This is a genomic window from Pararhizobium sp. A13 (assembly GCF_040126305.1).
In the GTDB taxonomy this organism is placed as follows: Bacteria; Pseudomonadota; Alphaproteobacteria; order Rhizobiales; family Rhizobiaceae; genus Pararhizobium.
This window is the reverse complement of the sequence record NZ_CP149510.1, coordinates 1,019,135-1,044,661: the sequence shown is the minus strand read 5'-3', so window position 1 is coordinate 1,044,661 and position 25,527 is coordinate 1,019,135. Positions and strand designations below refer to the sequence as shown.

Sequence of the window (25,527 nt, the reverse complement as noted above, 5' to 3'; positions counted from 1 at the left end):
GGACCTCGCATGACCTGTTTCTCACGCATGCTCTTTCTGGTGCTCGCGCTTGCGGGTTGCCCAGCCCTTTCCGGTCCTGGTTTTGCCCAGGACGCCGAGGACGAGGAGGAATACAAGCCGGTCCTTCCCGATGTCTCGATCTACAAGGCGATGCTCGACGCCAACAAGACAACCGGCTGGATCCAGTTCCGCAATTACGACGACAAGCAGCTGATCTATTTCACCACGCTGCAGACCATGCATTGCCGGCTCTCGGAAATCCGTTACTCGGTCAATTCGGATGCTCTCGACAAACGCTTCCCGCTCGGCAAATGCAATCCGCAGATCCCCTTCAACCTGCCCGAGGACAATACCAACGAGTATATCTATATCTCGCTGCCAGCTGGAGAAGCGAAAACGCTGACCATCCAGGCTGTCTGGGACGACGGAGCGGGCAGCGAAATCGTCGTCTACAAGCCGTGCGAAGGCGTTGGCGATTCCACCTGCGCAGCGATCAAGACGATCAAGAAACCGAAAAAACAGCTGCAAGAGCCGGTCCCTGCCGATTCGCCGATCCGCTCCGTGCAATCGGAAACGCCAGGCAAGACATTTACCGAGCCGACACCCTCAACGGCAGCCCGCCCCTAGGCTGCGTCGTCAGCCGCTGCACGGGCCAGGGCTTGGTTTCCGGCGTCATGTCGAACCGGAAACGCTTCATCATGACACCCAGCGCGATAACCGCCTCCTGCAAGGCAAAGGTGGCACCGATACAGATGCGCGGCCCTGCCCCGAACGGCAGGTATTGGAAGCGGTGCAGTTTGTCGCGGTTTTCCGGCAGGAAACGTTCCGGCATGAAGGCGCGCGGCTTTTCCCAGTAGAGTGCGTGACGATGTAGTGTCCAGGGCATGATCAGGACCGAAATACCCTTCGGGATGTCCACACGTTCTCCCTCGGGCGAGGTCCACGAATCGGCCTCGATCGCCGCGCGATTGATCGAGGGCGCCGGGGGATAGAGCCGCATTCCCTCTTCGAAGGCAGCGCGCACATGCGGCATCAGATCGAGCCAGTCCACCGGTTCGGCACCGCTCGACAGTACGCCATCGATCTCGGCCTCCATATTCTCGCGTACATGCGGGGAATTGGCGACGCAATAGAGCGTCCAGGCAAGCGCCCGTGCGGTCGTTTCGTGCCCGGCGCCGATGAAGGTCAGGATATTGTCGGATATTTCGTCGGTCGAAAGACCGTCCGGCCGCTCCAGCTGCAGAAGCAGCGTCAGAAAATCCTGGGGTGCGGCCGCCGGATCCGAGCGGATCAGCTGCCGCCGGTGATCCATGGTTTTCTCGACGATCCCGCGGAATTCCGCCATCACCTTGGCACCGCCAATGCGGGTCAGACGGGGTACCCAGGGCGGCGCAAGCAGAAGGTCCATGGGATCGACACGGCCCATGCGATGCAGCAGGCGTTCGACGCTGTCGGCAAACCCCTCGGTCTCGGCGGCGATCTGCCCGGAAAACAGCGTCTCCGAGAGGACCCCGTAGGTCAGCTCGGTCATGTCATTGGCGATATTGACGACCGCGCCGGTCGCCGCTACCTCGTCGTATTTCGCGACGTACTCCTCGGTCTTCGCCAGCATCTGCTTGGCAAAACCTCTGGCATGGCGCGGTGTGAAGACCGGCGCCATCGCCTTGCGGGATCGCCTCCAGACTTCGCCCTCGGCCGTCAACAGCCCATCGCGCAGAATCGGCCGCAGAATGAGGCGGCGAACCTTGGACATTTCATAATTCGAGGCATTCTCGACAAGCACGTAGCGGATCAGGTTCGGGTCGTTGACGATCAGGGTGCGTTGATTGATGAACTTTGTGTCGATCCAGGGCAGCGTATAGGAAGGCTCGCCCCACAATTCGAGCGGATTGCGCATCACGGTGCGGATGATTTGGAGACGCGAGGGCGGCACCGCGCGCGGGATCGGCGCAGGCGGCTCGAAAGGTTCAGCTCTCATATCCATGGATGGGCTTTCCGCGCCGCCACACATTGGCGACTCCAACCGCTCAGTTTTGCATAAAGGTGTGGCGATTTCAGGAAAATTAAAGCAGCGCTTTCAATTCCGCCAGCTTGTCGTTGACCAGCCAGCCATAATAATTTTCCTCGGGCCACTGCATCTCGCCGCCCTGGTTCCTGGCGGCAAGCGCTGCAGCGCGCTGGTCGGGATTGCCGACATTGTAGAGGGTCGCGGTGATACCGGGATTATCGGAAATATCCATGCCTGCGATCGACTTGTAGGCGTCGATCGAATGACGGATGGAGGCCGCCATATAGGCGAGCGATTGATCGGGATCCATGATCGCCGTGTAGACGCCGGAGGCGTCGTTTTCATCCAGCCGGTCATAGCCGGAGACGCGTGAGACCATGTCGGTCAGCATCAGGGCCGTCAGCGGATTGATCTGGCCAAGGCCGAATGTCTGGCCGGCAAAGAACGGCTGGAAGAAGACGGCGCTGAAGCGATTGTTCGGATAGGACGTTCCGCCGACCGTATTGCCGCGGAATTGGCTGTCCCACACGCTTTCGCGGCAGCTCCAGAGCGCATAGGAGCTCTTCTTGCCCGCGCATTTGGCAAATTCCGGCCGCGACACGAATTCCGCGACCGTCTCACCCTCATAGCCGAAGCGGAAACTGTCGCCGGCATAGGCGGCCGCCTTGACATAATAGGACTGCAGCCGGTCATAGGCATCGACGTTGTAGGTATGCTCGCCGACGATGGCGCCGATCATGTGGATCGGATCGATGCCATAGGCACGCGCCGTCGCCTTGATCTTGCTGATCAGCTTGCCATCAGTGGCGAGAAGATTGCGCACTTTCTCGTATTTCGCATCGAAGGATGTCTTCCCAGCCTTCGTCCGGCGCACGGAGGCGCCCGGCACGTTCGGCTGCTCCTGATACCGGTTGCCTTCGGGCACGACGCGTAGTCCGTCTGCCGTGGCGGGACCGGTAGCGAGAATCATTCCCGCAAGAAGAAGCATTTGAACAATAGCGCGCACGAGCGGTTTCCTGTGACCTGTCAAGACTGGCTTTGATGCGCGGGGACGCATGCGGCAAAATCGTGTCGGAATCATGCCCGGCACGAAGAAAGGCTTATCGCGTGCGGGCTCGGGAAACAACAAGGCGCGCTGAGACTGCTGACAAAGTCATTTCTTATCATTGGCAGGTCATTGGGGAAATTAAACGCCAGCCAAAACCTCCGTCATTCCTGTGCTTGTCGCAGGAATCCAGCCAGCCCAAATCATTGGGCTGAAAGGTCTTTTGACCCGACGGACGTCGTGTCGCTGGATCCCCGCCACAAGGGCGAGGATGACGGAGAAATGGGGTGCCCACTTCGTCAAACACCCGTTTTTCAGGGTTTGTCGGTAGTCTGAGGCACCCGTCAGCGACAGGTGCCCTCATCGGTTTTAGTTTAAGCGGCAGTGCCGTTAGAGGATATAACGCGACAGGTCCGTATTGGCGGCGAGATCGCCGACATGCTTCTTCACATAGTCTGCGTCGATCTTCAGCGATTCACCGGACTTGTCCGGAGCCGCATAGGAGATTTCATCGAGAACCCGCTCCATCACCGTCTGCAGGCGCCGGGCGCCGATATTCTCGACGCTCGAATTGAGCTGCACCGCGACATCGGCGAGCGCGTCGAGTGCGTCGTCTGTGAAGTCCAGGTTGACGCCCTCGGTCTCCAGCAGCGCCTTGTACTGGCGGATCAGGCTGACTTCCGTTTCCGTCAGAATACGGCGGAAATCCTCCTTGGTCAGCGCCTTCAGCTCGACGCGGATCGGCAACCTGCCCTGAAGCTCAGGTAGCAGATCCGAGGGCTTCGAGACGTGGAAGGCACCGGAGGCGATGAACAGGATATGGTCGGTCTTCACCGGCCCGTACTTGGTCGCCACCGTCGTGCCTTCGACGAGCGGCAACAGGTCGCGCTGCACGCCTTCGCGTGAAACACCTGCGCCCATCCCGCCATCGCGCGCGGCGATCTTGTCGATCTCATCGAGGAAGACGATGCCGTCGTTCTCTGCGGAACGGACCGCTTCGCGCTGGATCTCTTCATTGTCGAGCAGCTTGTCGGACTCGTCATTGATCAGGATGCCGTAGCTGTCCTTGACCGTCGTGCGGACCTTCTTGGTGCGCTGGCCCATGGCCTTGCCGAACATTTCCGACAGGTTGAGCACGCCGATATTGGCGCCGGGCATGCCGGGAATCTCGAAGCCGCCGGGCGTCGATGTATCGGCAATATCGATGTCGATTTCCTTGTCGTCCAGTTCGTTGGCGCGCAGCTTCTTGCGGAAGCTGTCGCGCGTCGCCGGCGAGGCGGTGGCGCCTACCAGAGCATCGAGCACGCGTTCCTCGGCGTTCAGATGCGCCTTGGCCTTGACGTCAGCGCGCTTCTTTTCGCGCACAAGGCCGATACCGACTTCAACGAGGTCACGGACGATCTGCTCGACATCGCGGCCGACATAGCCGACTTCGGTGAATTTCGTCGCCTCAACCTTGATGAAGGGGGCGCCGGCGAGCTTGGCGAGGCGGCGCGAAATCTCTGTCTTGCCGACGCCGGTCGGACCGATCATCAGAATGTTCTTCGGCATCACCTCATCACGCAGCTCGTCATTGAGCTGCTGGCGGCGCCAGCGGTTGCGCAGCGCAATGGCGACAGCGCGCTTGGCGTCGTGCTGGCCGATGATGAACCGGTCGAGCTCCGACACGATTTCGCGGGGTGAAAATGTGGTCATGACATCCTCTCAAATTCTGTCCGGGTCAATTCCATCAGGATTGTACGCCCAGTGCTGTCGTTCCATTCGCCATAAGGGGTAAAACCCGCCTTGGCATAAGCCCGCAGGGCCTGTTTATTCTCTGTATCGGGATCGATGATGATCCGTGGCGCGGTGCCGCTGAAAAGCCGGGCCGCAAAGGCCCTGATAAACGCCGGCGCTACCCCCTTGCCGGTCATCTCCGGCGGTCCGACAAAGATGTCGATGCCGGGGGTATCCGGCGTCAGGTCCCTTGCCCAGGACTCACTGTCATATTGCGTCAGCAGCCAGGACTGTATGTAGCCGGCCGGCTCGCCATCAACCGAAAAGACGAAGCCTTCGACTTCACCGGTCGCGCAGCCGTCGCGGATGAGTTTCAGCTCCTCATCCGGCTCGCCCCACCATTGCCGCACATGCCGCTGCGACAACCAGCCAAACAGCGTCGGCATATGGTTCTCGTCAACAGCCGTGAAGGCGATGGCCGGATCAGGCTGCATCGAGCTTTTCGATGACGATGTTGCCGTTGGTGTAGACGCAGATATCGCCGGCGATCTCCATTGCCCGGCGGGCGATCTCTTCGGCCGTCTTGTCCGAATCCATCAGCGCGCGCGCCGCGGCGAAGGCATAGTTGCCACCGGAACCGATGGCGATCGTGCCGTGTTCGGGTTCAAGCACGTCGCCATTGCCGGTGATCGCCAGCGTGATCGACTTGTCGGCGACCAGCATCATCGCTTCGAGATTGCGCAGATACTTGTTCGTGCGCCAGTCCTTGGCAAGTTCGACGGCGGCGCGCATCAGCTGGTCCGGATACTGCTCAAGCTTGGCTTCGAGCCGCTCCAGCAGCGTGAAGGCATCGGCCGTGGCGCCGGCGAAACCAGCGATCACATCACCTTTGCCGAGGCGGCGGACTTTGCGGGCGTTGCCCTTCATCACGGTCTGGCCGAGGCTCACCTGGCCGTCGCCCGCCATCACCACCTGTCCGCCCTTTCGGACGGTAATAATTGTTGTCATGAAATCCCTACCTGTCCGGTTGCCGGACCCTTTCGAAGAACCGCACATCGGCCCTGTTGAAGCCTATGTAAGAGCGCTTTTGCCGATTGCAAATAGCCCGCAGCCCGCTCCCCTGTCGTGCTTAATCCGGCTCCGTTTCGCAACCGCGAGAATCATGGCGGCACTTCTGGATATTTCGCCCACCGCCTGATATGGAGCGGCTCTATGACAGTTGGGAGAACCTGATGGCAGACCAGCAAGCCAAGCGCACCGGCAGCGTTTCGCGCAAGACCAACGAAACCTCGGTGACCGTGACCGTCAACATCGACGGCACCGGCACATCGCGGATTTCGACGGGCGTCGGCTTCTTCGACCATATGCTGGAACAGCTCTCCCGCCATTCGCTGATCGACATGGACATCGTCGCCGACGGCGACCGGCATGTCGACGACCACCACACGGTGGAAGACACCGGCATCGCCATCGGCCAGGCCCTCTCCAAGGCACTCGGCGACCGGCGCGGCATCACCCGCTACGCCTCGCTCGATCTTGCCATGGACGAGACGATGACCCGCGCCGCCGTCGATGTCTCCGGCCGTCCTTTCCTCGTCTGGAACGTTGCCTTCTCGGCGCCGAAGATCGGTACTTTCGATACCGAACTGGTGCGGGAGTTCTTCCAGGCGCTGGCGCAGCATGGCGGCATCACGCTGCATGTGCAGAACATCTACGGCGCCAACAACCATCATATCTCCGAAACCTGCTTCAAGGCCGTTGCCCGCGTGCTTCGCACGGCAACGGAGATCGATCCACGCCAGGCAGGCCGTGTTCCCTCCACCAAGGGAACGCTGGTCTGACCGGCCCAGTTTGAAAGTTGGCTGATATGGCCTCCTATCTGGTTCTGACACCGCCCGCCGCCCGGCCAAACGACGTGGATGCGCGGTTCATCGTCGACAAGTTTTCCTGGATTGCCTTCCTCTTTCCGGCGATCTGGCTGCTCTTCAAACGGCAGTGGATTGCCGGTATTGCCGTTGCGATCCTGCAGTCGGCCGTGACGTTCCTCACCTCGGAGCCGCGCGCCATGCTGGCCGGGCTTTTGATCGAATTGGCGCTGCGCCTGCTCGTCGCACTCGAAGGCCCCGCCTTTGTCGCCCGGCGACTGGAATCCGATGGCTGGACGCTGCAGTCTATCGTCACGGCCGACGATCTGACTGCAGCGGAAATGATCTATGACCAAGCCACAGACGCGACAGCGGGCGGTGAAGCCGCCTGGCAACCCCCGGCCCTGCCGACCGCGACGACCAAGTCCGCCGACGGCCGTGCTGCCTTCGGCCTCTTTGAGAATTATGGAGAACGCTGATGCGCGTGGCGATCATCGACTACGGATCCGGCAATCTGCGCTCGGCGACGAAGGCCTTCGAGCGTGCGGCGCGTGAAGCAGGCCTAGACGCCGAGATCGAGCTCACCGACAAGGCCGACCGCGTCGCAAGCGCCGACCGCATCGTCCTGCCAGGCGTCGGCGCCTATGCCGACTGTCGCCGCGGCCTCGATGCCGTCGACGGGATGCAGGAGGCTCTGACGGAAGCGGTTGAAAACTCCGCCCGGCCCTTTCTCGGCATCTGCGTCGGCATGCAGTTGATGTCTTCGCGCGGCCTTGAAAAGACAACGACGCAAGGGTTGGGCTGGATCAAGGGCGACGTCATCGAGATGGTTCCTTCCGATCCCACATTGAAAATCCCGCAGATCGGCTGGAACACGCTGGAACTCAAGCAGCAGCATTCGCTGTTCGATGGCATCAAGACCGGTGAGGACGGGCTGCACGCCTATTTCGTCCATTCCTATCATCTCTCCGTTGAAAATCCCGCCGACCTGATTGCCACAACCTCCTATGGCGGCGCGGTGACCGCCTTCGTCGCCAGCGGCAACAAGGCCGGTGCGCAGTTCCATCCGGAAAAGAGCCAGACGCTCGGCCTCGCCCTCATCTCGAATTTCCTGCGCTGGAAGCCCTGACATGATCCTTTTTCCCGCCATCGATCTCAAAGACGCCCAGTGCGTGCGCCTGAAGCTCGGCGACATGGAGCAGGCGACCGTCTACAATCCGGACCCCGGCGCCCAGGCCAAGGCCTTCGAGGACCAGGGGTTCGAATGGCTGCACGTGGTGGATCTAAACGGCGCCTTTGCCGGTGAGACGGTAAACGGTGCTGCCGTCGATGCGATCCTGAAAGCGACGAAAAACCCGGTGCAGCTCGGCGGCGGCATCCGCACGCTCGATCATATCGAGAACTGGCTGTCGCGCGGGCTTGCCCGTGTCATTCTCGGCACGGTTGCCGTGCGCGATCCGGCGCTGGTCATCGAGGCCTGCCGGAAATTCCCGGGCAAGGTCGCCGTCGGCATCGACGCCAAGGGCGGCAAGGTGGCGGTCGAGGGCTGGGCGGAAGCCTCCGAACTCGGCGTCATCGAACTGGCCCAGAAATTCGAGGGCGCGGGCGTTTCGGCGATCATCTATACTGATATCGACCGCGACGGCATCCTGACCGGCATCAACTGGGCTTCGACGCTGGAACTGGCGGACGCCGTTTCCATTCCCGTCATCGCATCTGGAGGCCTTGCCTCGATGGACGATATCCGCCGGATGGTTCAGCCGGATGCGGCAAAACTCGAAGGCGCCATTTCCGGCCGTGCGCTCTATGACGGACGCGTCGACCCGGCCGAGGCGCTGGCGCTCATTCGCGGCGCGAAAGGAAAAGCGGCATGACCCTTAAGGCCCGTGTTATCCCCTGCCTGGACGTGAAAGACGGCCGCGTTGTGAAAGGCGTCAGCTTCGTAGACCTGATCGATGCCGGCGACCCCGTCGAATCGGCCAAGGCCTATGACGCGGCCGGTGCCGACGAGCTCTGTTTCCTCGACATCACCGCTTCCTCCGACAACCGCGACACCATCTTCGACGTAGTGGCGCGGACTGCAGACCATTGTTTCATGCCGCTCACCGTCGGCGGCGGTGTGCGCACGGTTGCCGATATCCGCAAGCTGCTGCTCGCCGGCGCCGACAAGGTTTCGATCAACTCTGCAGCCGTCAAGAACCCGGATTTCGTCGCCGAGGCGGCCGACAAGTTCGGCAACCAATGCATCGTCGTCTCGATCGATTCGAAGAAGGTGTCGCAGCCCGGCGAGGAAGATCGCTGGGAAATCTTTACCCACGGCGGTCGCCAGGCAACCGGCATCGATGCCGTCGCCTTTGCGGAAAAGATGGTGGAGCGCGGCGCGGGCGAACTGCTGCTGACCTCGATGGATCGCGACGGCCAGAAGACCGGCTACGATATCGCTTTGACGCGCACCATCGCCGACCGCGTTTCCGTGCCGGTCATCGCCTCGGGCGGCGTCGGCAATCTCGACCATATGGTGGAAGGCATTCGTGACGGGCATGCGACGGCTGTGCTTGCCGCCTCGATCTTCCATTTCGGCACCTATAGCATCGGCGAGGCCAAGCGCTATATGGCAGAGCATGGCATTGCCATGCGGCTCGATTGAGCCAGAGGACCAAACAGATGAGTGACTTCACCCTTTCCAGTCTCGAAGCGATCGTCGCTGATCGGGCCAAGGCATCGCCAGAGCAGTCCTGGACCGCGAAACTCGTCGCCCACGGGCAGACGAAGGCGGCTAAAAAGCTGGGTGAGGAAGCAGTGGAGACCGTGATTGCCGCGATCAGCAACGATCGCGCTAATCTTGTCTCGGAGAGCGCCGATCTGCTCTATCACCTTATGGTCGTATTGAAAATTGCTGATATTCCGTTGCAGGATGTGATGAGCGAGCTCGAACGGCGCACCAGCCAGTCGGGTCTCCAGGAAAAGGCGAGCCGGTAGACAGTTCATGAGCATCGCGGCAAAAGACATCGGGCCGGCCGACATTCCGGATCACTTCGGCAACAAGGACTATTCGCCCTACCGCTTCTTCTCGGCGGAGGAATGGTCGCGCTTCCGTGCCGACACGCCTTTGACGCTGACAGCCGACGAGGTTCAACGACTGCGTTCGCTCAACGACCCCGTCGATCTCGACGAAGTCCGTCGCATCTACCTGTCGCTGTCGCGGCTTCTGTCGGCGCATGTCGAATCCTCGCAGATGCTGTTTGCCCAGCGCCAGCGCTTCCTCAGCTTGTCCGGTGAGGCGAAGACGCCCTTCGTCATCGGCATCGCAGGTTCAGTCGCGGTCGGAAAATCGACGACGGCCCGTATCCTTGCCGAGCTGCTATCGCGCTGGCCGTCGAGCCCGAAGGTCGACCTGGTGACGACCGACGGTTTCCTCTACCCCAATTCGACGCTGCTTCGGGAAAACATGATGGACCGCAAGGGCTTTCCCGAGAGCTACGACATCGGCGCGCTCCTGCGCTTCCTGTCAGCGATCAAGGCCGGCCAGCCAAACGTCAAGGCGCCGAGCTATTCGCACCTGACCTATGACGTGCTGCCGGACCAGTTCCAGATCATCGACCGCCCGGATATCCTCATCTTCGAAGGTATCAACGTGCTGCAGTCGCGCAACCTGCCCGCCGACGGCAAGATTGTGCCGATGGTTTCGGACTTCTTCGATTTCTCGATCTACATCGATGCCGAGGAAAGCCTGATCCATAGCTGGTACGTCAACCGCTTCATGCACCTGCGCCAGACGGCCTTCCGCAATCCCGATTCCTTCTTCAAGCGCTATGCGGAGGTGAGCGAGGAGGAAGCGCTTTCGATCGCCGAAGGGCTCTGGCACAACATCAACCTGAAGAATTTGCGCCAGAACATCCTGCCGACGCGGCCGCGCGCCGACCTGATCCTGCAGAAGGGACCGAATCATCTCACCGAGACGGTGGCGCTGCGCAAACTCTAAGGCTCAAACGGTAACCCGGCGAAGCGTCAGGTTGATGCGGCCGCCGTTTTTCAGAAGCGTCGAGGTGTTGGGATAGATCTTGTCCACACCGTGAAAAGCAAGGCGCCCCTCGCCGCCCAGCACGACGACATCCCCGCTCGACAGCTTGAACGACAGGGTCCTGTCATTTCTCTCCCGCCCGCCCACGCGAAACAGGCAGCTGTCGCCGAATGAAATGGACACGACCGGCGTCTCGAGATCCTGCTCGTCGCGGTCCTGATGCAAGCCCATGCGGGCGTCCTCGGTGTAGAAATTGACGAGACAGGCCTGCGGCTCCTTCGGGGAGCCGGAAACGGCGCGCCAGATGTCGAGAAACGCATCCGGCATGGCCGGCCATGGCTTTCCGGTGACGGGGTGCTCTGGCTGATAACGGTAGCCGCGTTCCCTGTCCGTCACCCAGCCAAGCGGGCCGCAATTGGTCATGCGCACGGACATCGGCTTTCCGGTGCGGGGCATCGCCGGCACGAAAAGCGGAGCCTCCGCGACAATCGCGCGAATGGTCTCGACCATCGCCTCCTGCTTCTCCCGATCGAGAAAGCCGGGGATATGGCGGATACCCTGGGGAAGGCTGCGCATGGAAAGGGCCTATTCCAGGCCGAGCATCGCGGGCGGCACGCCATAGCGCTGTTGCCAGGCTGCATAACCGACATCCGTCGGGCCGACCATATGATCGATCAGATTCCACCGACCGGACTGGAAGGTCGCCAGGCCATAGACCGTCAGCCCGTCCATCATGTCGGATTCTCCCGCAAAACCGGTCTTTTCCGGATCGATCGCACCGCCGCCAGGCCGTTGCGGTTCGACCTGCACAAACGCCCAGTTCGGCGATACGCGAATAGTCGTCACCACGAATTCAACCGGCCCGCGCATCTCTGCTTCGACGGCGGGACGGAGGGTATCGAGAATTGCCGACCGCTCCGCCGATCCCTTTGCCGGCTCGCGAAAAGCCTGGCCCAGCGCCGTTCCGCTCCATGCCGCCATGAGGGCAAACGAAAGAACCAACCCCGTTACGCTGGCCTCTCTCATACTCAGGCCTGGTCCAGATCCGGAATGCGCAACACCTGGCCGGGATAGATCTTGTCCGGATGGGTCAGCATCGGCTTGTTGGCTTCGAAGATGACGGTGTTTTTTGCACCCTTGCCTTTGCCGTATTGAGCTTCGGCGATCTTCCAGAGATTATCGCCCTTCCTGACCGTGTAGAACACCGGCGCCTTGGCCGGAGCGGGCGTCGCCGCGCCGGCCGCGACCTTCAGTTCGGTCGCCTCGACCTTGGAAATACCGAGCGTATTGCCGACGGCAACCACAGCCTTTTCGAACACCGACTGATCCTCGACGACGCCCGTGAGGACAACCTTGTCGCCTTCCACGGCGACGTCCACCTTGTCGGTACCGAGGTCATGGGAGGCCAGCTCCTTCCTCACCGCCTCGGCATCCGGCGCGTCGTCATCACCACCAATGCCGAGCTTCTTGCCGGCATTCTTGATAAAGCTAAACAGACCCATGGCAGTCTCCCTTCGTGATTTGCTCCAGCCTAACAGAGTGCGGTGACGCGCAAAAACAAGGTCTGCGTAAAAATGCGCTATTCAATCGCTTTCAGGACGACCGCGCATCTTCTTGACTTCGCTGCGCCCGGTCTTTTCCTTCAGGCGGCGCTCGATCGAGCCTTTCGTCGGCCTGGTCTTTCGCCGGGGCGGCGGTGGCGGCTCGGCAGCCTTGAGGATCAGCTCCTTCAGCCGTTCGCGCGCATCCTCGCGATTGCGCTCCTGGCTGCGAAACCGGCTCGCCTCGATCATCAGGACGCCGTCCTTGGACACCTTGCGGCCAGCGAGCTTGATCGCATTCTCGCGCACCCGCTCCGGCAGGGCAGGCGAGGCCTTGATTCCATAGAATAACTGGACGGCCGTCGAGACCTTGTTGACGTTCTGCCCGCCCGGACCGCCGGCCAGTACGAATTGCTCCGTCAGCTCCCAGCCGGCGATGACGATGTTGTCGTTGATATAAAGCGGATCGCTGGCCATGACGTTCTTCCTTCCACCGCTCTATCTCACAGGATGGCGAACTTGAAAACGCATGAACCGCCATGACAAAGAAAACCCGGCTTTCTCAAGCCGGGTTTCACGTGAATCATAGCCTACGATTTATATTCGGTTGTCTTTTTTACTCCGCAGCGAGCTTGGCGCCCGGGGCAGCATCTCGGACGCTGCCGTCGACATGGTTTTCGAACTTGGCGAAATTGGCAACAAACATGTCTACCAGCTTGCGGGCCTGCGCGTCATAGGCGCCACCGTCGCTCCAGGTCGAGCGCGGATCGAGGATCTTGCCGTCGACACCGGGAACGGCCACAGGCACGGCGAAGCCGAAATTGCCGTCCGTACGGAACTCGGCCGATGCCAGCGAGCCGTCGAGCGCCGCCGCGAGCAGAGCGCGCGTCGCCTTGATCGGCATCCGGTTTCCGGTGCCATAGGCGCCGCCGGTCCAGCCGGTGTTGACCAGCCAGCAATTGACGCCATGTTCGGCGATCAGCGTCTTCAGGAGGTTGCCGTACTCGGACGGATGGCGCGGCATGAAGGGAGCGCCGAAGCAGGTCGAGAAGGTCGCTTCCGGTTCTGTCACGCCCTTTTCGGTTCCTGCCACCTTGGCGGTGTAACCGGAAAGAAAGTGATACATCGCCTGATCCGGCGTCAGCCGCGCGATTGGCGGCATCACGCCGAAGGCATCTGCCGTCAGCATGATGATCGTGCGCGGATGGCCCGCTGTGCCGGTCTTGCTGGCATTCGGGATGAAGTCCAGCGGATAGGCGCAGCGCGTGTTTTCGGTCAACGAACCGTCGTTGAAATCCGGCGCGCGGTTCTCGTCGAGAATGACGTTCTCGAGCACGGTGCCGAAGCGGCGCGTCGTTGCGAAGATTTCCGGCTCGGCTTCGGCCGACAGGCGAATGGTCTTGGCGTAGCAGCCGCCTTCGAAATTGAAGATGCCGTCCTCGCCCCAGCCGTGTTCGTCGTCACCGATCAGCGTACGCTTCGGATCGGCCGACAGCGTCGTCTTGCCGGTACCCGAAAGACCGAAGAAGACCGCCGCATCACCATCCGGGCCGACATTGGCAGAGCAATGCATCGGCATCACCCGCTTGGCCGGCAGCAGGTAGTTGAGCATGGTGAAGACCGACTTCTTCATCTCGCCGGCATAGGATGTGCCGCCGATCAGGATGATGCCCTTGGTGAAATTGCAGGCAATCACGGTTTCGGTGCGGCAACCATGACGGGCAGGATTGCCCTTGAAATCCGGTAGGTCGATGATCGTCAGCTTCGGTGCGAAGGTGGCGAGGGTTGCCTTTTCCGGACGGATCAGCAGGTTGCGGATGAACAGCGAATGCCACGCGAATTCCGTAACGACCCGTGTCGGCAGAGCGTTTTCCGCGTCGGCGCCGCCGATCAGGTCCTGAACATAGAGCGACTTGCCCTTGGCGTGATCGAGCATGTCCTGGTGCAGGAGCTCGAAGTGTTCCGGCGACATCGCATTGTTGTTATCCCACCAGATTTCGTCCGCCGTATTGGCGTCGCGGACGACGAATTTATCCTTCGGCGAACGGCCCGTGTGCTGTCCCGTCAGTGCACGCACAGCACCATGAGCGGTCAGCTGCGCTTCGCTGCGGCGCAGGATTTCCTCATAGAGTTCAGCGGTGCCAAAGTTATACCGAACCATGTCCAGGTTGGTGAAACCGATTGATTCCAGCCCAAGGGATGGGTTGCGAATGCCGAGTTCCTTCATGGTTCAGCTTTCCTCCGTGGTTTGCCTAAAGAACGTTGAATGTGAATGACCATAAAAGGAGCAGCGGGAAAAGACAAGGTTGCTGTCTCAAAATATCCAATAATTTCAGTATATTAATCGATTTAAAAGAATTTATTGCTTTTTTAATCGGTTGAATCGACGCTTTTTGAGCGGCCTTTTTTCCGCCAAATCGCGCTTGTCGCGCCTGCCGCATTGCTTTTGCTTTTTACTTCGCCACAATTTGTTCCACCTTTATACTCAAGAAACACGTCGTACCGCAGCACGGACCCGGACAACCGGGCTGGCCTCGGAGGCGTAGTGAAATGGTGGAGCCTTATACAATGCAGACGATTGCACTTGTCGATGACGACCGCAACATCCTGACCTCGGTGTCGATTGCGCTGGAAGCCGAAGGATACAAGGTCGAAACCTATACCGACGGTGCCTCGGCCCTCGACGGCCTGCTTGCCCGCCCGCCGCAGCTGGCCATCTTCGACATCAAGATGCCGCGGATGGACGGCATGGAACTGCTGCGCCGCCTGCGCCAGAAGTCGGACATTCCGGTGATCTTCCTCACCTCCAAGGACGAGGAGATCGACGAGCTGTTCGGCCTGAAGATGGGCGCCGATGATTTCATCACCAAGCCCTTCTCGCAGCGACTACTGGTTGAGCGCGTCAAAGCGATCCTGCGACGCTCGGCCAACCGGGAAGCCGCGGCTGCGGCGAATTCCGGTGGCGCGGCCAAGACCGCCGCCGACGTGCAGGCGCGTTCGCTGGAGCGCGGCCAGCTATCGATGGACCAGGAGCGCCACACCTGCACCTGGAAGAACGAGCCGGTGACGCTGACGGTCACCGAATTCCTCATCCTGCATTCGCTGGCGCAGCGCCCCGGCGTCGTAAAGAGCCGCGATTCCTTGATGGACGCCGCCTATGACGAGCAGGTCTATGTCGACGACCGCACGATCGACAGCCACATCAAGCGGCTTCGCAAGAAGTTCAAGATGGTCGACAACGACTTCGACATGATCGAGACGCTCTACGGCGTCGGCTATCGTTTCCGCGAATCGGCTTAAAAACCGGAATGGACGGCCGTGGCGCGGGCGATATAGCGCGGCGCGGCTACACTGGCATGGCTTGTCACGGAACTGTATGATACGGCTCCGCGCCGGAGCGAACCGCAGTCGGATTTCGCTGAGAACAGCCATATCTGCCATTGATATGCAGGAGCCGCGCGAGCGGGAGTTGAAGGCTTGGTCGAAGTCTTGCGAAACATCGATGTGGACGACAGTGACACGAGAACCGCGTCCGGCCGGAAGTGGGCGCATCCTTTCACGCTGATTCGCCGCATCTTCGGCAATGCCGTGTTTTCGAGCCTGACGCGCCGTATCCTGTTCTTCAATCTCGTCGCGCTGGTCGTTCTCGTCGGTGGCATCATGTATCTGAACCAGTTCCGCGAGGGGCTGATCGATGCCCGCGTCGAAAGCCTGTTGACGCAAGGCGAGATCATTGCCGGCGCCATCGCGGCTTCCGCTTCGGTCGATACCAACTCGATCACCATCGACCCGGAAAAGCTGCTGGAGCTACAGGCCGGACAAAGCATCACCCCGCTGCCGAGCGACGAGGATCTCGAATTTCCAATCAACCAGGAACGTGTGGCACCGGTTCTGAGACGGTTGATCTCGCCGACCCGCACCCGCGCCCGCCTGTTCGACGCCGACGCGGACCTGCTGCTGGATTCACGCCACCTCTATACCGGCGGACAGGTGCTGCGTTTCGACCTGCCGCCGATCGAGCCGGAATCGGCGACCTGGTCCGAGCGGCTGAATTCGTGGTTCAACCGCGTCCTTCAGCCCGGCAACCTGCCGCTCTACAAGGAACCTCCCGGCGGCAACGGCGCCATCTATCCGGAGGTCATGAACGCGCTGACTGGCGTTCGCGGCGCCGTCGTGCGCGTCACCGAAAAGGGCGAGCTGATCGTTTCTGTTGCGGTTCCAGTCCAGCGGTTCCGCGCCGTTCTCGGCGTTCTTCTTCTCTCGACGCAGGCTGGCGATATCGACAAGATCGTTCATGCCGAGCGGCTGGCCATCATTCGTGTCTTTGGTGTCGCAGCCCTGGTCAACGTCATCCTCTCCTTGCTTCTGTCGAGCACGATCGCCAACCCTCTGCGGCGCCTTTCGGCCGCCGCCATTCGCGTGCGGCGCGGCGGTGCCAAGGAGCGCGAGGAAATTCCGGATTTCTCGTCCCGTCAGGACGAAATTGGCAACCTCTCCGTGGCCCTTCGCGAAATGACTACAGCGCTCTACGACCGTATCGCCGCGATCGAGAATTTTGCGGCGGATGTCAGTCACGAACTGAAAAACCCGCTGACCTCGCTGCGCAGCGCCGTCGAGACCCTGCCGCTCGCCCGTACGGACGATTCGAAGAAGCGGCTGATGGATGTTATCCAGCATGACGTACGCCGCCTGGATCGCCTGATCAGCGATATCTCCGACGCCTCGCGGCTCGATGCCGAGCTTGCCCGCAGCGACGCCAAGGCCATCGATCTGGAGAAACTGGTCGGCGATCTCGTCGATATTTCCCGGCAGATTCGCGGTGGCAAGAAGGTGGTGCAACTCAGCTTCGTCGTCGAGCGCAAGGACAATCCGAGGGCCCGCTTCGATGTCGCCGGTTACGAGCTGCGGATCGGCCAGATCATCACCAACCTCATCGAAAACGCCCGCTCCTTCGTGCCCGAGGAAGGTGGCCGCATCATTCTGCGCCTGACACGAACCCGAAGCCGCTGCCTCATCTATATCGAAGACAACGGCCCTGGCATCCAGGCGGAAGACATCGACCGCATCTTCGAACGATTCTATACCGACCGGCCGGAGGGCGAGGATTTCGGCCAGAATTCGGGCCTCGGACTGTCGATCTCCCGCCAGATCGCGGAAGCCCATGGCGGCTCTCTGAAAGCCGAGAACATGATGGACGCGCGCGGCAAGGTCACCGGCGCGCGCTTCATCCTGTCGCTGCCGGTCGAGACCAACGCATGACGGACGAGGCGGTCAATATTCACGCAACCGCCATCGTGCTCGGAACCCGTGGTTTCCTGTTCGTGGGCCCTTCCGGCGCGGGCAAGACAGCTGCGGCGCTCTCCTGTCTGGCGGCCGCAAGAGGGAGCGGACTGTTTGGCGCCCTTGTATCCGATGATCAGGTGCTGATCTCGGTTCGAAATGGCAGGATTGTCGCCCGGCGACCTGCCTCCATCGCCGGGTTGGCGGAGATCCGCGGCGCCGGCATCGTAAAGGTGGAGACGATACCCGCGGCCGTGATGGATTTTGCTGTTCAGCCCGTCAAATCGCCGTTTGAACCGCGGCTGCCGCCTGAAAACGAGGTGTTTGCACTTCCGTCAGGCAATTTTTTGCCGTTGCTGCGGCTTCCCTTCGCAGAGGGGCTGAATTCCCTCGAAATTTTGCGGCTTATTTTGCCTCAAAATGCCAATTTTCAAGGACGATGATGCCTTCAAAAGTAGCATTTTTGGATTTTTAACTTGCACTTCGCCTTTTCCTTGCCAAGATGGCCGCCCCAAAGGTGGACGAAATTGCTGCATTGCGATATCTGACCATCGAAGATTAGCAGATGCGGTTGGAGCGGAGACACCATGATCGGACTTGTGCTTGTCACACACGGCAAGCTGGCTGAAGAGTTTCGTCATGCGCTGGAGCATGTCGTTGGTCCCCAAAAGTCGATCGAGACTGTCTGCATCGGCCCCGAGGATGACATGGATCAACGCCGCCAGGATATTCTGGAAGCGGTTCTCTCGGCCGATGAAGGCAATGGCGTCATCATTCTGACGGATATGTTCGGCGGAACGCCGTCCAATCTGGCGATCTCCGTCATGCAGAGCGGCACCGTCGAGGTCATTGCCGGCGTCAACCTTCCCATGCTGATCAAGCTCGCCGGCGTCCGTGGCGAAAGCGACATGGACAAGGCACTCGTCGAAGCATCCGAAGCAGGCAGAAAGTATATCAATGTCGCAAGCCGTGTCCTCAGTGGCAAATAGCGAAGTGGCCACAGTGGCGCTTTCCCGCGAATTGCTGATCATCAACAAGCGAGGGCTGCATGCCCGCGCCTCCGCCAAGTTCGTCCAGACGGTGGAGGGCTACGACGCCGAGATCCATGTGTCGAAAGACGGCATGACCGTCGGCGGTACGTCGATCATGGGACTGATGATGCTTGCCGCCAGCACTGGCTGTTCCATCTCGGTCGTTGCCAGCGGCCGCCAGGCCCAGGAAGCCCTCGACGCCCTCGACGCGCTGGTGGCCGACAAGTTCGGCGAAGAGATCTGAGCTCTCTTCCGACCTCGAGACAAGCCTGTTTTCCGGTCAGGCCGGAACCGGGCAGTCTGGGGACATAAAGACATAAAGACTTCTTTATGTCCTGTTGCTCCTTTTCATGAATCCTGCTAGGTGAGAACAAACTTCTCGGCTCCTTGCCGAAGTTGCGAATTTCAGTGTGCCCTGCCCGGATCATAAACACATCAGGTCCCGGTGCATGGCCTCAAGCCCGGAGAGCTTCATGAGCACGACGAACGACTATCTCGTTGCGGATATCGGCCTTGCCGATTTCGGCCGCAAGGAAATCACCATTGCCGAGACCGAAATGCCGGGCCTGATGGCCTGCCGCGAGGAATTCGGCTCGAAGAAGCCACTGAAGGGTGCGCGTATCACCGGTTCGCTGCACATGACCATCCAGACGGCGGTGCTGATCGAAACGCTGGTCGCACTCGGCGCCGAAGTCCGCTGGGCATCCTGCAACATCTTCTCCACCCAGGACCATGCTGCAGCAGCAATCGCCGCCAGCGGCGTTCCGGTCTACGCCGTCAAGGGCGAGACGCTGGAGGACTACTGGACCTATACCGACAAGATCTTCCAATGGGCCGATGGCGGCGTCTCCAACATGATCCTCGATGATGGCGGCGACGCCACCATGTACATCCTGCTCGGCGCTCGCGCCGAAGCCGGCGAGGACGTGCTGTCGAACCCGACCTCGGAAGAAGAGGAAATCCTCGTCGCCCAGATCAAGAAGCGCCTTGCCGCCTCCCCGGGCTGGTTCACCAGGCAGCGCGACGCGATCAAGGGCGTGACCGAAGAAACCACCACCGGTGTCAATCGTCTGTACCAGCTGCATGCCAAGGGCCTCTTGCCCTTCCCGGCGATCAACGTCAACGATTCGGTCACCAAGTCGAAATTCGACAACAAGTATGGCTGCAAGGAATCGCTGGTCGACGGCATCCGCCGCGGCACCGACGTGATGATGGCCGGCAAGGTCGCCGTCGTCTGCGGTTATGGCGACGTTGGCAAGGGTTCGGCTGCCTCGCTGTCGGGCGCCGGCGCCCGCGTCAAGGTCACCGAAGTCGACCCGATCTGCGCCCTGCAGGCCGCCATGGACGGGTATGAAGTCGTGCAGCTCGAAGACGTCGTCTCGACCGCCGATATCTTCATCACCACGACCGGCAACAAGGACGTCATCCGCATGGACCACATGCGCGAGATGAAGGACATGGCGATCGTCGGCAATATCGGCCACTTCGACAACGAGATCCAGGTTTCGGCTCTGCGCAACCTGAAATGGACCAACGTCAAGCCGCAGGTCGATCTGATCGAGTTCCCCAAGGGCAACCGGATGATCCTTCTCTCGGAAGGCCGCCTGCTCAATCTCGGCAACGCCACCGGCCATCCGTCCTTCGTCATGTCGGCGTCCTTCACCAACCAGGTCTTGGCCCAGATCGAACTCTTCACCAAGGGTGAACAGTACGACAAGAAGGTCCACATCCTGCCCAAGCACCTCGACGAGAAGGTTGCCCGCCTTCACCTCGGCAAGCTCGGCGTCAAGCTAACGGAACTTTCGGAAGAACAGGCCAACTACATCGGCGTGAAGACGCAGGGTCCGTTCAAGGCTGAACACTACCGGTATTAATCCTTACCTGGATAATCCACAACATGTAGAGGCCGCGATCTTGACAGCAGATCGCGGCCTCTTTTTTTGCCTCGCCCTTTCCGACGATTCGCCGAAGGCGTATGTTTTTGGGACAATGATTCGTGACAAAGATGCGGTACAGACGCGTCGCGAATGGGATGTCTTGTCGTTTATGCGGCAAACAAACGGAGACATGCCGGACTGCAATCGAAATTGAACGAGGCCTGCCGTTGGCAGGATTCGATTTCGCACTACGTGGCGATTTGCAACCGGACTAAGGACCTTGCACGGGCTCCGCCGAAAGGTCGGGGCACGCTTCAAGGTATTGAATACACATGAGATCGTCCGTGATTCGGTTTTTCGGGTCATGGCATCCTATGTGATGCAAACGGGGAAGCATGCCATGGAAACAGGTCCTTCGAAACGCGCTGGCGGCCGGATTCCGTCCTTGCTGCGCCGGTTCATGGCGGGTTCTGCGCTTGCGATCTGCGCCTGCCCTGCCCTTGCGGCGGCCGAAGACATCTCCACGGCGAGCGTTTTCCACTCCTCCGAAGTCGTCACTTTTTCCGTCCTGATCGGGGTGATTTCGGCGGCAATGATTTCCGCCATCTGGCTGATCCGCCAGCGCGGCAATATCGAAACGGACAATCGCGAACTGAACGCCGCACTGGCCGACGCCAATCACAAGATTTCGCGTTTTCAGGCACTGATCGCCGACAAGAACCGCCGTATCGTCGTCTGGGAAGGCCTTTCGAACAAGCCGGAGTTCTTGGGACACCTGCCCGTCGAAACGGGCGCTCCGCAGGATGACCGCGACTTCCTCGCTTTCGGCCGCTGGATCAAATCCCAGTCTGCCTCCGAACTTGAAAAGGCCATCGAGCTTTTGCGCTCCAGCGCCCAGAGCTTCGATCTGATCGTTGAAACCACCCGCGGCGAAATCATCGAGACGCAGGGCCGTGTCTCCGGTGGCCGGGCTTTCGTCCGCTTCGTCGCGCTCAACAATCTGCGCGCCGAGCTTGCCGAGATGAAACTGGAGCGGGATCGCCTGCACGGATCGCTGTTGAGCCTTCAGACGGTGCTTGATGCGATCGATCTGCCGGTCTGGCAGCGCGGTGCCGACGGCGCGCTCCTTTGGGTCAACGAAGCCTATGCGGAGGCGGTCGAGGCCGCCGATCCGGGTGCTGCGGTGAAGGAAAACCGGGAGCTTCTGGCGACGGTGGCGCGCGAAAAGATCCGCGCGCTCAGCACCTATGATTCAGCTTATCGCGAAAAAGTCTCCACCGTCGTCCGGGGGAACCGGACATTCTTCGACGTGGTCGATGCCAGGAGCCCGGCCGGATCGGCAGGCATGGCGATCAACGTCTCGGATGTCGAGGCTGTTCGCGAAGAGCTGAACCGCACCCTGAAAAGCCACGCCGAGACGCTTGATCATCTGGCGACGCCCGTCGCCATCTTCGACGGTGGGCAGCGTCTGCAATTCTACAACCAGGCCTTCCAGCGGCTCTGGGATCTCGACATGGGCTTCCTCGAACGCAAGCCGGGCAATGGCGAGATTCTCGACCGACTGCGCGCTGCTGCGAAGCTGCCCGAACAATTGAACTGGAAACAGTGGAAGGAAAATGCGCTCGCCGTCTATCAGGCGCTCGACACGCAATCGGACCTCTGGCACCTGCCGAACGGCCAGACGCTGCGCGTTTTCGCAACGGCCCGTCCCCAAGGCGGCGCGACCTGGGTGTTCGAGAACCTGACGGAAAAGGTCGATCTCGAAACCCGCTACAATACCCTGGTGCAGGTTCAGGGCGAGACCATCGACCATCTGTCCGAAGGCGTCGCCGTGTTCGGGCCGGACGGGCGCATCAAGCTGTCCAACCCAGCCTTCCGCGCGCTCTGGGGCGTCACGGAGGCGGAAGCCAAGCCTGGCACGCACATCCGCGCCATCGAGCAGGTCTGCGCGCCGTCCTACGACCAGCCGGACGGTTGGAAGCGGTTCTCGCATCTCATTACCAGCTTCGACGACGAGCGGCCGTCCTGCCAGGGCATCCTCGAACTCCGCACCGGTCTCATTCTGGATTTTGCCGTCATCCCGCTGCCGAATGCGCAGACGATGCTGACCTTCGTCAACATCACCGATAGCGTGCGCGTCGAGCGGGCGCTGACCGAAAAGAACGAGGCGTTGCGGATGGCCGACCATCTGAAGAACGACTTCGTCCAGCACGTCTCCTACGAACTGCGTTCGCCGCTCACCAACATCATCGGTTTTGCCGATCTTTTGAAAACGCCCGCCTTCGGCGCACTGACCGAGCGGCAGGCGGAATATGTCGATCATATCTCCACCTCGTCCTCATTGCTGCTCACGATCGTCAACGACATTCTCGATCTCGCGACCGTCGATGCCGGCATCGTCGAGCTCGACCTGTCGGAAGTCAACCTGACCGACTTCCTCGACGAAGTCTCCCTTCAGATGGCCGATCGGCTGCAGGAAAGCGCCGTGACGCTGCAGATCGACACGCCCGACATGCTCGGCCTTTTCGTCGCCGACCACCAACGACTGAAGCAGATCCTCATCAAGCTCCTGACCAATGCCGCCAATTTCGCGCCCGACGGCAGCACCATCAGCCTGAGATGCCGCCGCGACGGCAGCGATTTCGTCTTCAGCGTCAGCGACAACGGCCCCGGCATCCCGCAGGACGTTCTCGATACCGTGTTCAACCGGTTCGAAAGCCATGGGACACACGGCGGCGCCGGTCTTGGCCTCTCCATCGTCGAAAGTTTCGTCAGCCTGCACCATGGCACGGTGTCGATCCGCAGCCATGAAGGCGAGGGAACGGAAGTGACCTGCCGCATCCCCTCGGGTGATCTTCCGAAATTCGCAGCGGCGGAATGATGCAGGACATCGCAATTTTCCTGAAAGACGAGGCCGCGACCATTCAGCTCGGCGAAGACCTGGCGCTGGCCTTGAAGCCCGGCGACTGCCTGGCGCTCTCCGGCGATCTCGGCGCCGGCAAATCGACGCTCGCCCGCGCCTTCCTGCGCGCCATGGCCGACGACGAGGCGCTCGAGGTGCCGAGCCCGACCTTCACCCTGGTGCAAAGCTACGACCTGCGCATTCCTGTTTCGCATTTCGACCTCTACCGGCTGGCAGATGTGTCCGAACTGGACGAACTCGGCCTCGACGAAGCGCTCTCGGACGGTATCTGCCTGGTGGAATGGCCGGAAAACGCGCTCTCGGCGCTGCCGAAAACCCGACTGACCGCGACCTTTTCCCACCTCGATGACGGCCGCCGCGTCACCATATCCGGCGATACGGTGGCCTTGGCGCGGATCAAGCGCAGCCTTGCGATCCGTTCCTTCCTGCAACACGGCGGATATGGAGAGGCAAAGCGCCGGCATCTGAGCGGCGATGCGTCGGCACGCGCCTATGAGCGGATTTTGATCGCGGGGCAACCGGTGCGAATCCTGATGGATTCGGCCCGCCACAAGGCCGGGCCGATCCTGCAGGATGGCAAATACTACCAGCAGCTCGCCCATCTTGCCGAAGACGTCATTCCGTTCGTTGCAATTGCCAGCGACATTCGGGACAAGGGATTTTGCGCGCCCGAGGTTTACGAAAGAGATCTCGACGCAGGCATCCTTCTGATCGAAAATCTCGGCAGCGAGGGTATCCTCGATGCGGATGGACAGCCGGTCGCCGAACGTTATCTAGAAAGTGTTCGCGTGCTCGCGCATCTGCACGCGCAGCCGGTAACACGCGACATACCCCTGTCCGATACCATTACGCACCACATACCCGATTTCGATCGTACGGCAATGAAGATCGAAGCCAGCCTGCTGATCGACTGGTATCTTCCGTGGAAGCGCGGCGAGAAGGCCTCCGACGCCGAGCGTGCCGCGTATTTCTCGGTCTGGGATAGACTGGTCGATCTTCTCGCCACGTCGGAAAAGAAACTACTGTTACGGGATTTCCATTCGCCGAACATCATCTGGCGCGCTAAGAACTCCGGCTTCGACCGTGTCGGCATCATCGATTTCCAGGACGCGATGATCGGCCCGACAGCCTATGACGTGGCATCCATCACACAGGATGCGCGGGTGACGATCGAGCCGGACCTCTGCGGCGAGATGCTCTCGCTCTACTGCACTGAACGCCACGCTCTCGGCGGTTTCGACGAGGCAGCGTTCCGGCGCGACTGGCATCTGATGTCGGCGCAGCGCAACTGCAAGCTCGCCGGCATCTGGGTCCGGCTGATGCAGCGCGACGGCAAGCCCTTCTACATGAAGCACATGCCGCGGACATTCTCCTATCTTCACGTGGCGCTCGAACATGAAGCGCTCGCGCCCTTGCGTGATTGGTGCATAAAGGCTGGAATCCTTTAAAACCGAATCAGCGGTCAGGACTTCAGTGGATTACGTGCCTATGTCCATCAAGAATGCCATGGTGCTCGCGGCGGGGCTTGGCACCCGGCTGCGGCCCATCACCGATACCATGCCGAAACCCCTGGTGCGCATCGCCGGGAAGCCGATGATCGATTACGTACTCGACGCGATCGAAGGTGCCGGCATCGAGACGGCGGCGGTCAACGTCCACCATTTCGCCGACCAGATGGAGGCGCATCTGAAGGACAGGCACCGGCCGAGAATCGTCATCTCCGACGAGCGGGATGCGTTGATGAGTTCCGGTGGTGGTCTTGCCAAGGGATTGAAACTGCTCGATGGCGGTCCGGTCCTCGTCATGAACGCCGATCTCTTCTGGATCGGCGAAAAGCCGGACGCACCGTCAAATCTTGAGCGGCTTGCTTCCTTCTTTGACCCTGAAACGATGGACATGGCTCTGCTCTGTGTCCGCAACGAGGATACGACCGGCCACAACGGCAAGCTGGATTTCGCGCTTGATCCGCAGGGCCGGCTCTCGCGTTACAGGGAGGGCATGGAAAACCCCGTCGTCTATGCGGGCGCGATCGCCATGCACAGCAGGCTCTTTGCCGACGCCCCGGAAGGACCTTTCAACCTCAACATCTATTTCGACAAGGCGATTGCCAGAAACAGGCTTTTCGGCATCCTTCTCGAAGGTCACTGGCTGACCGTGGGCACGCCGGAAGCAGTCGGCGAGGCCGAAGAGGCGATCAGACGCTTCCAGACGGGAGCATGA

At 60.7% G+C, this 25,527-nt stretch carries 27 protein-coding genes; 17 read left to right on the top strand and 10 right to left on the bottom strand.

Going from position 1 to position 25,527, the window contains the following annotated elements; all coding sequences use genetic code 11:
- Positions 1 to 9: 9 nt before the first annotated feature.
- The gene (locus WI754_RS04965; RefSeq protein WP_349436546.1) at positions 10 to 627 is read left to right on the top strand and encodes a hypothetical protein; all 618 of its coding nucleotides are present in this window, start codon (positions 10 to 12) and stop codon (positions 625 to 627) included.
- On the opposite strand, the gene WI754_RS04960 is transcribed toward WI754_RS04965, so the two are convergent.
- The 5 genes from WI754_RS04960 to hslV form a co-directional block, all read right to left on the bottom strand.
- Positions 590 to 1,984 (bottom strand): cytochrome P450, encoded by a 1,395-nt coding sequence (locus WI754_RS04960; protein WP_349436545.1) that lies wholly within the window; start codon positions 1,982 to 1,984, stop codon positions 590 to 592. The genes WI754_RS04965 and WI754_RS04960 overlap by 38 nt on opposite strands.
- 79 nt (positions 1,985 to 2,063) lie before the next feature.
- The gene (locus tag WI754_RS04955) at positions 2,064 to 2,996 is read right to left on the bottom strand and encodes a DUF1402 family protein (protein WP_349437731.1); all 933 of its coding nucleotides are present in this window, start codon (positions 2,994 to 2,996) and stop codon (positions 2,064 to 2,066) included.
- Between the two features lie 447 nt (positions 2,997 to 3,443).
- Entirely contained in the window at positions 3,444 to 4,748 is a 1,305-nt protein-coding gene (hslU, locus tag WI754_RS04950; protein ID WP_349436544.1) for an ATP-dependent protease ATPase subunit HslU, read from the bottom strand.
- Positions 4,745 to 5,263 (bottom strand): GNAT family N-acetyltransferase, encoded by a 519-nt coding sequence (locus tag WI754_RS04945; protein WP_349436543.1) that lies wholly within the window; start codon positions 5,261 to 5,263, stop codon positions 4,745 to 4,747. The genes hslU and WI754_RS04945 overlap by 4 nt, the downstream gene beginning before the upstream one ends.
- A complete protein-coding gene (gene hslV / locus WI754_RS04940; RefSeq protein ID WP_349436542.1) occupies positions 5,253 to 5,777 on the bottom strand; it encodes an ATP-dependent protease subunit HslV in 525 nt (174 codons plus the stop codon). Before hslV ends, WI754_RS04945 begins: the two co-directional genes overlap by 11 nt.
- A 224-nt stretch (positions 5,778 to 6,001) precedes the next feature.
- Here hslV and hisB point away from each other — a divergent pair, with 224 nt between their 5' ends.
- From hisB to coaA, 7 genes are read left to right on the top strand one after another with little or no spacing between them, the layout of a single operon-like run.
- Positions 6,002 to 6,610 (top strand): imidazoleglycerol-phosphate dehydratase HisB, encoded by a 609-nt coding sequence (gene hisB / locus WI754_RS04935; protein WP_349436541.1) that lies wholly within the window; start codon positions 6,002 to 6,004, stop codon positions 6,608 to 6,610.
- A gap of 26 nt (positions 6,611 to 6,636) precedes the next feature.
- Complete coding sequence (locus WI754_RS04930) at positions 6,637 to 7,113, top strand: DUF2628 domain-containing protein (protein WP_349436540.1); 477 nt, start codon at positions 6,637 to 6,639, stop codon at positions 7,111 to 7,113.
- Positions 7,113 to 7,763: an imidazole glycerol phosphate synthase subunit HisH gene (hisH, locus tag WI754_RS04925; protein ID WP_349436539.1), complete on the top strand. Its 651-nt coding sequence runs from the start codon at positions 7,113 to 7,115 to the stop codon at positions 7,761 to 7,763. The genes WI754_RS04930 and hisH overlap by 1 nt, the downstream gene beginning before the upstream one ends.
- Position 7,764: 1 nt before the next feature.
- The gene (gene hisA, locus WI754_RS04920) at positions 7,765 to 8,508 is read left to right on the top strand and encodes a 1-(5-phosphoribosyl)-5-[(5-phosphoribosylamino)methylideneamino]imidazole-4-carboxamide isomerase (RefSeq protein ID WP_349436538.1); all 744 of its coding nucleotides are present in this window, start codon (positions 7,765 to 7,767) and stop codon (positions 8,506 to 8,508) included.
- On the top strand, positions 8,505 to 9,281 hold the full coding sequence (gene hisF, locus WI754_RS04915; protein WP_349436537.1) for an imidazole glycerol phosphate synthase subunit HisF: 777 nt from the start codon (positions 8,505 to 8,507) through the stop codon (positions 9,279 to 9,281). Before hisA ends, hisF begins: the two co-directional genes overlap by 4 nt.
- A gap of 17 nt (positions 9,282 to 9,298) precedes the next feature.
- Positions 9,299 to 9,613, top strand: a complete 315-nt coding sequence (locus WI754_RS04910) for a phosphoribosyl-ATP diphosphatase (RefSeq protein ID WP_349436536.1) — start codon at positions 9,299 to 9,301, stop codon at positions 9,611 to 9,613.
- Between the two features lie 7 nt (positions 9,614 to 9,620).
- Entirely contained in the window at positions 9,621 to 10,616 is a 996-nt protein-coding gene (coaA, locus tag WI754_RS04905) for a type I pantothenate kinase (RefSeq protein ID WP_349436535.1), read from the top strand.
- A 3-nt stretch (positions 10,617 to 10,619) separates the two neighbouring features.
- Here the strand turns inward: coaA and WI754_RS04900 are convergent, their stop codons facing one another.
- The 5 genes from WI754_RS04900 to WI754_RS04880 all read right to left on the bottom strand — a co-directional run bounded on the left by WI754_RS04900 (position 10,620) and on the right by WI754_RS04880 (position 14,423).
- Positions 10,620 to 11,231, bottom strand: coding sequence for an alpha-ketoglutarate-dependent dioxygenase AlkB (locus WI754_RS04900; RefSeq protein WP_349436534.1), 612 nt, complete (start codon positions 11,229 to 11,231; stop codon positions 10,620 to 10,622).
- Between the two features lie 9 nt (positions 11,232 to 11,240).
- Positions 11,241 to 11,681, bottom strand: a complete 441-nt coding sequence (locus WI754_RS04895; protein WP_349436533.1) for a hypothetical protein — start codon at positions 11,679 to 11,681, stop codon at positions 11,241 to 11,243.
- Positions 11,682 to 11,683: 2 nt separating this feature from the next.
- Complete coding sequence (gene lysM, locus WI754_RS04890) at positions 11,684 to 12,157, bottom strand: peptidoglycan-binding protein LysM (protein ID WP_349436532.1); 474 nt, start codon at positions 12,155 to 12,157, stop codon at positions 11,684 to 11,686.
- 81 nt (positions 12,158 to 12,238) lie between these two features.
- Positions 12,239 to 12,673, bottom strand: a complete 435-nt coding sequence (gene arfB / locus WI754_RS04885; RefSeq protein WP_349436531.1) for an alternative ribosome rescue aminoacyl-tRNA hydrolase ArfB — start codon at positions 12,671 to 12,673, stop codon at positions 12,239 to 12,241.
- 139 nt (positions 12,674 to 12,812) lie between these two features.
- On the bottom strand, positions 12,813 to 14,423 hold the full coding sequence (locus WI754_RS04880; protein WP_349436530.1) for a phosphoenolpyruvate carboxykinase: 1,611 nt from the start codon (positions 14,421 to 14,423) through the stop codon (positions 12,813 to 12,815).
- Between the two features lie 341 nt (positions 14,424 to 14,764).
- Between WI754_RS04880 and WI754_RS04875 the strand changes: the two genes are divergently transcribed.
- From WI754_RS04875 to WI754_RS04835, 9 genes are all read left to right on the top strand, one after another.
- Positions 14,765 to 15,496 (top strand): response regulator transcription factor, encoded by a 732-nt coding sequence (locus WI754_RS04875; RefSeq protein ID WP_085995046.1) that lies wholly within the window; start codon positions 14,765 to 14,767, stop codon positions 15,494 to 15,496.
- 177 nt (positions 15,497 to 15,673) lie between these two features.
- Entirely contained in the window at positions 15,674 to 17,455 is a 1,782-nt protein-coding gene (locus tag WI754_RS04870) for a sensor histidine kinase (RefSeq protein ID WP_349436529.1), read from the top strand.
- Entirely contained in the window at positions 17,452 to 17,919 is a 468-nt protein-coding gene (locus WI754_RS04865; protein WP_349436528.1) for an HPr kinase/phosphorylase, read from the top strand. The genes WI754_RS04870 and WI754_RS04865 overlap by 4 nt, the downstream gene beginning before the upstream one ends.
- A gap of 144 nt (positions 17,920 to 18,063) precedes the next feature.
- Positions 18,064 to 18,465 (top strand): PTS sugar transporter subunit IIA, encoded by a 402-nt coding sequence (locus tag WI754_RS04860; protein WP_018327133.1) that lies wholly within the window; start codon positions 18,064 to 18,066, stop codon positions 18,463 to 18,465.
- On the top strand, positions 18,434 to 18,751 hold the full coding sequence (locus WI754_RS04855) for an HPr family phosphocarrier protein (RefSeq protein WP_112847600.1): 318 nt from the start codon (positions 18,434 to 18,436) through the stop codon (positions 18,749 to 18,751). Before WI754_RS04860 ends, WI754_RS04855 begins: the two co-directional genes overlap by 32 nt.
- A 229-nt stretch (positions 18,752 to 18,980) precedes the next feature.
- Positions 18,981 to 20,381 (top strand): adenosylhomocysteinase, encoded by a 1,401-nt coding sequence (ahcY, locus tag WI754_RS04850; protein ID WP_349436526.1) that lies wholly within the window; start codon positions 18,981 to 18,983, stop codon positions 20,379 to 20,381.
- A gap of 403 nt (positions 20,382 to 20,784) precedes the next feature.
- Positions 20,785 to 23,265: an ATP-binding protein gene (locus tag WI754_RS04845; RefSeq protein WP_349436525.1), complete on the top strand. Its 2,481-nt coding sequence runs from the start codon at positions 20,785 to 20,787 to the stop codon at positions 23,263 to 23,265.
- Positions 23,265 to 24,755, top strand: coding sequence for a tRNA (adenosine(37)-N6)-threonylcarbamoyltransferase complex ATPase subunit type 1 TsaE (tsaE, locus tag WI754_RS04840; RefSeq protein WP_349436524.1), 1,491 nt, complete (start codon positions 23,265 to 23,267; stop codon positions 24,753 to 24,755). Before WI754_RS04845 ends, tsaE begins: the two co-directional genes overlap by 1 nt.
- Before the next feature lie 40 nt (positions 24,756 to 24,795).
- Positions 24,796 to 25,527, top strand: a complete 732-nt coding sequence (locus WI754_RS04835) for a nucleotidyltransferase family protein (RefSeq protein WP_349436523.1) — start codon at positions 24,796 to 24,798, stop codon at positions 25,525 to 25,527.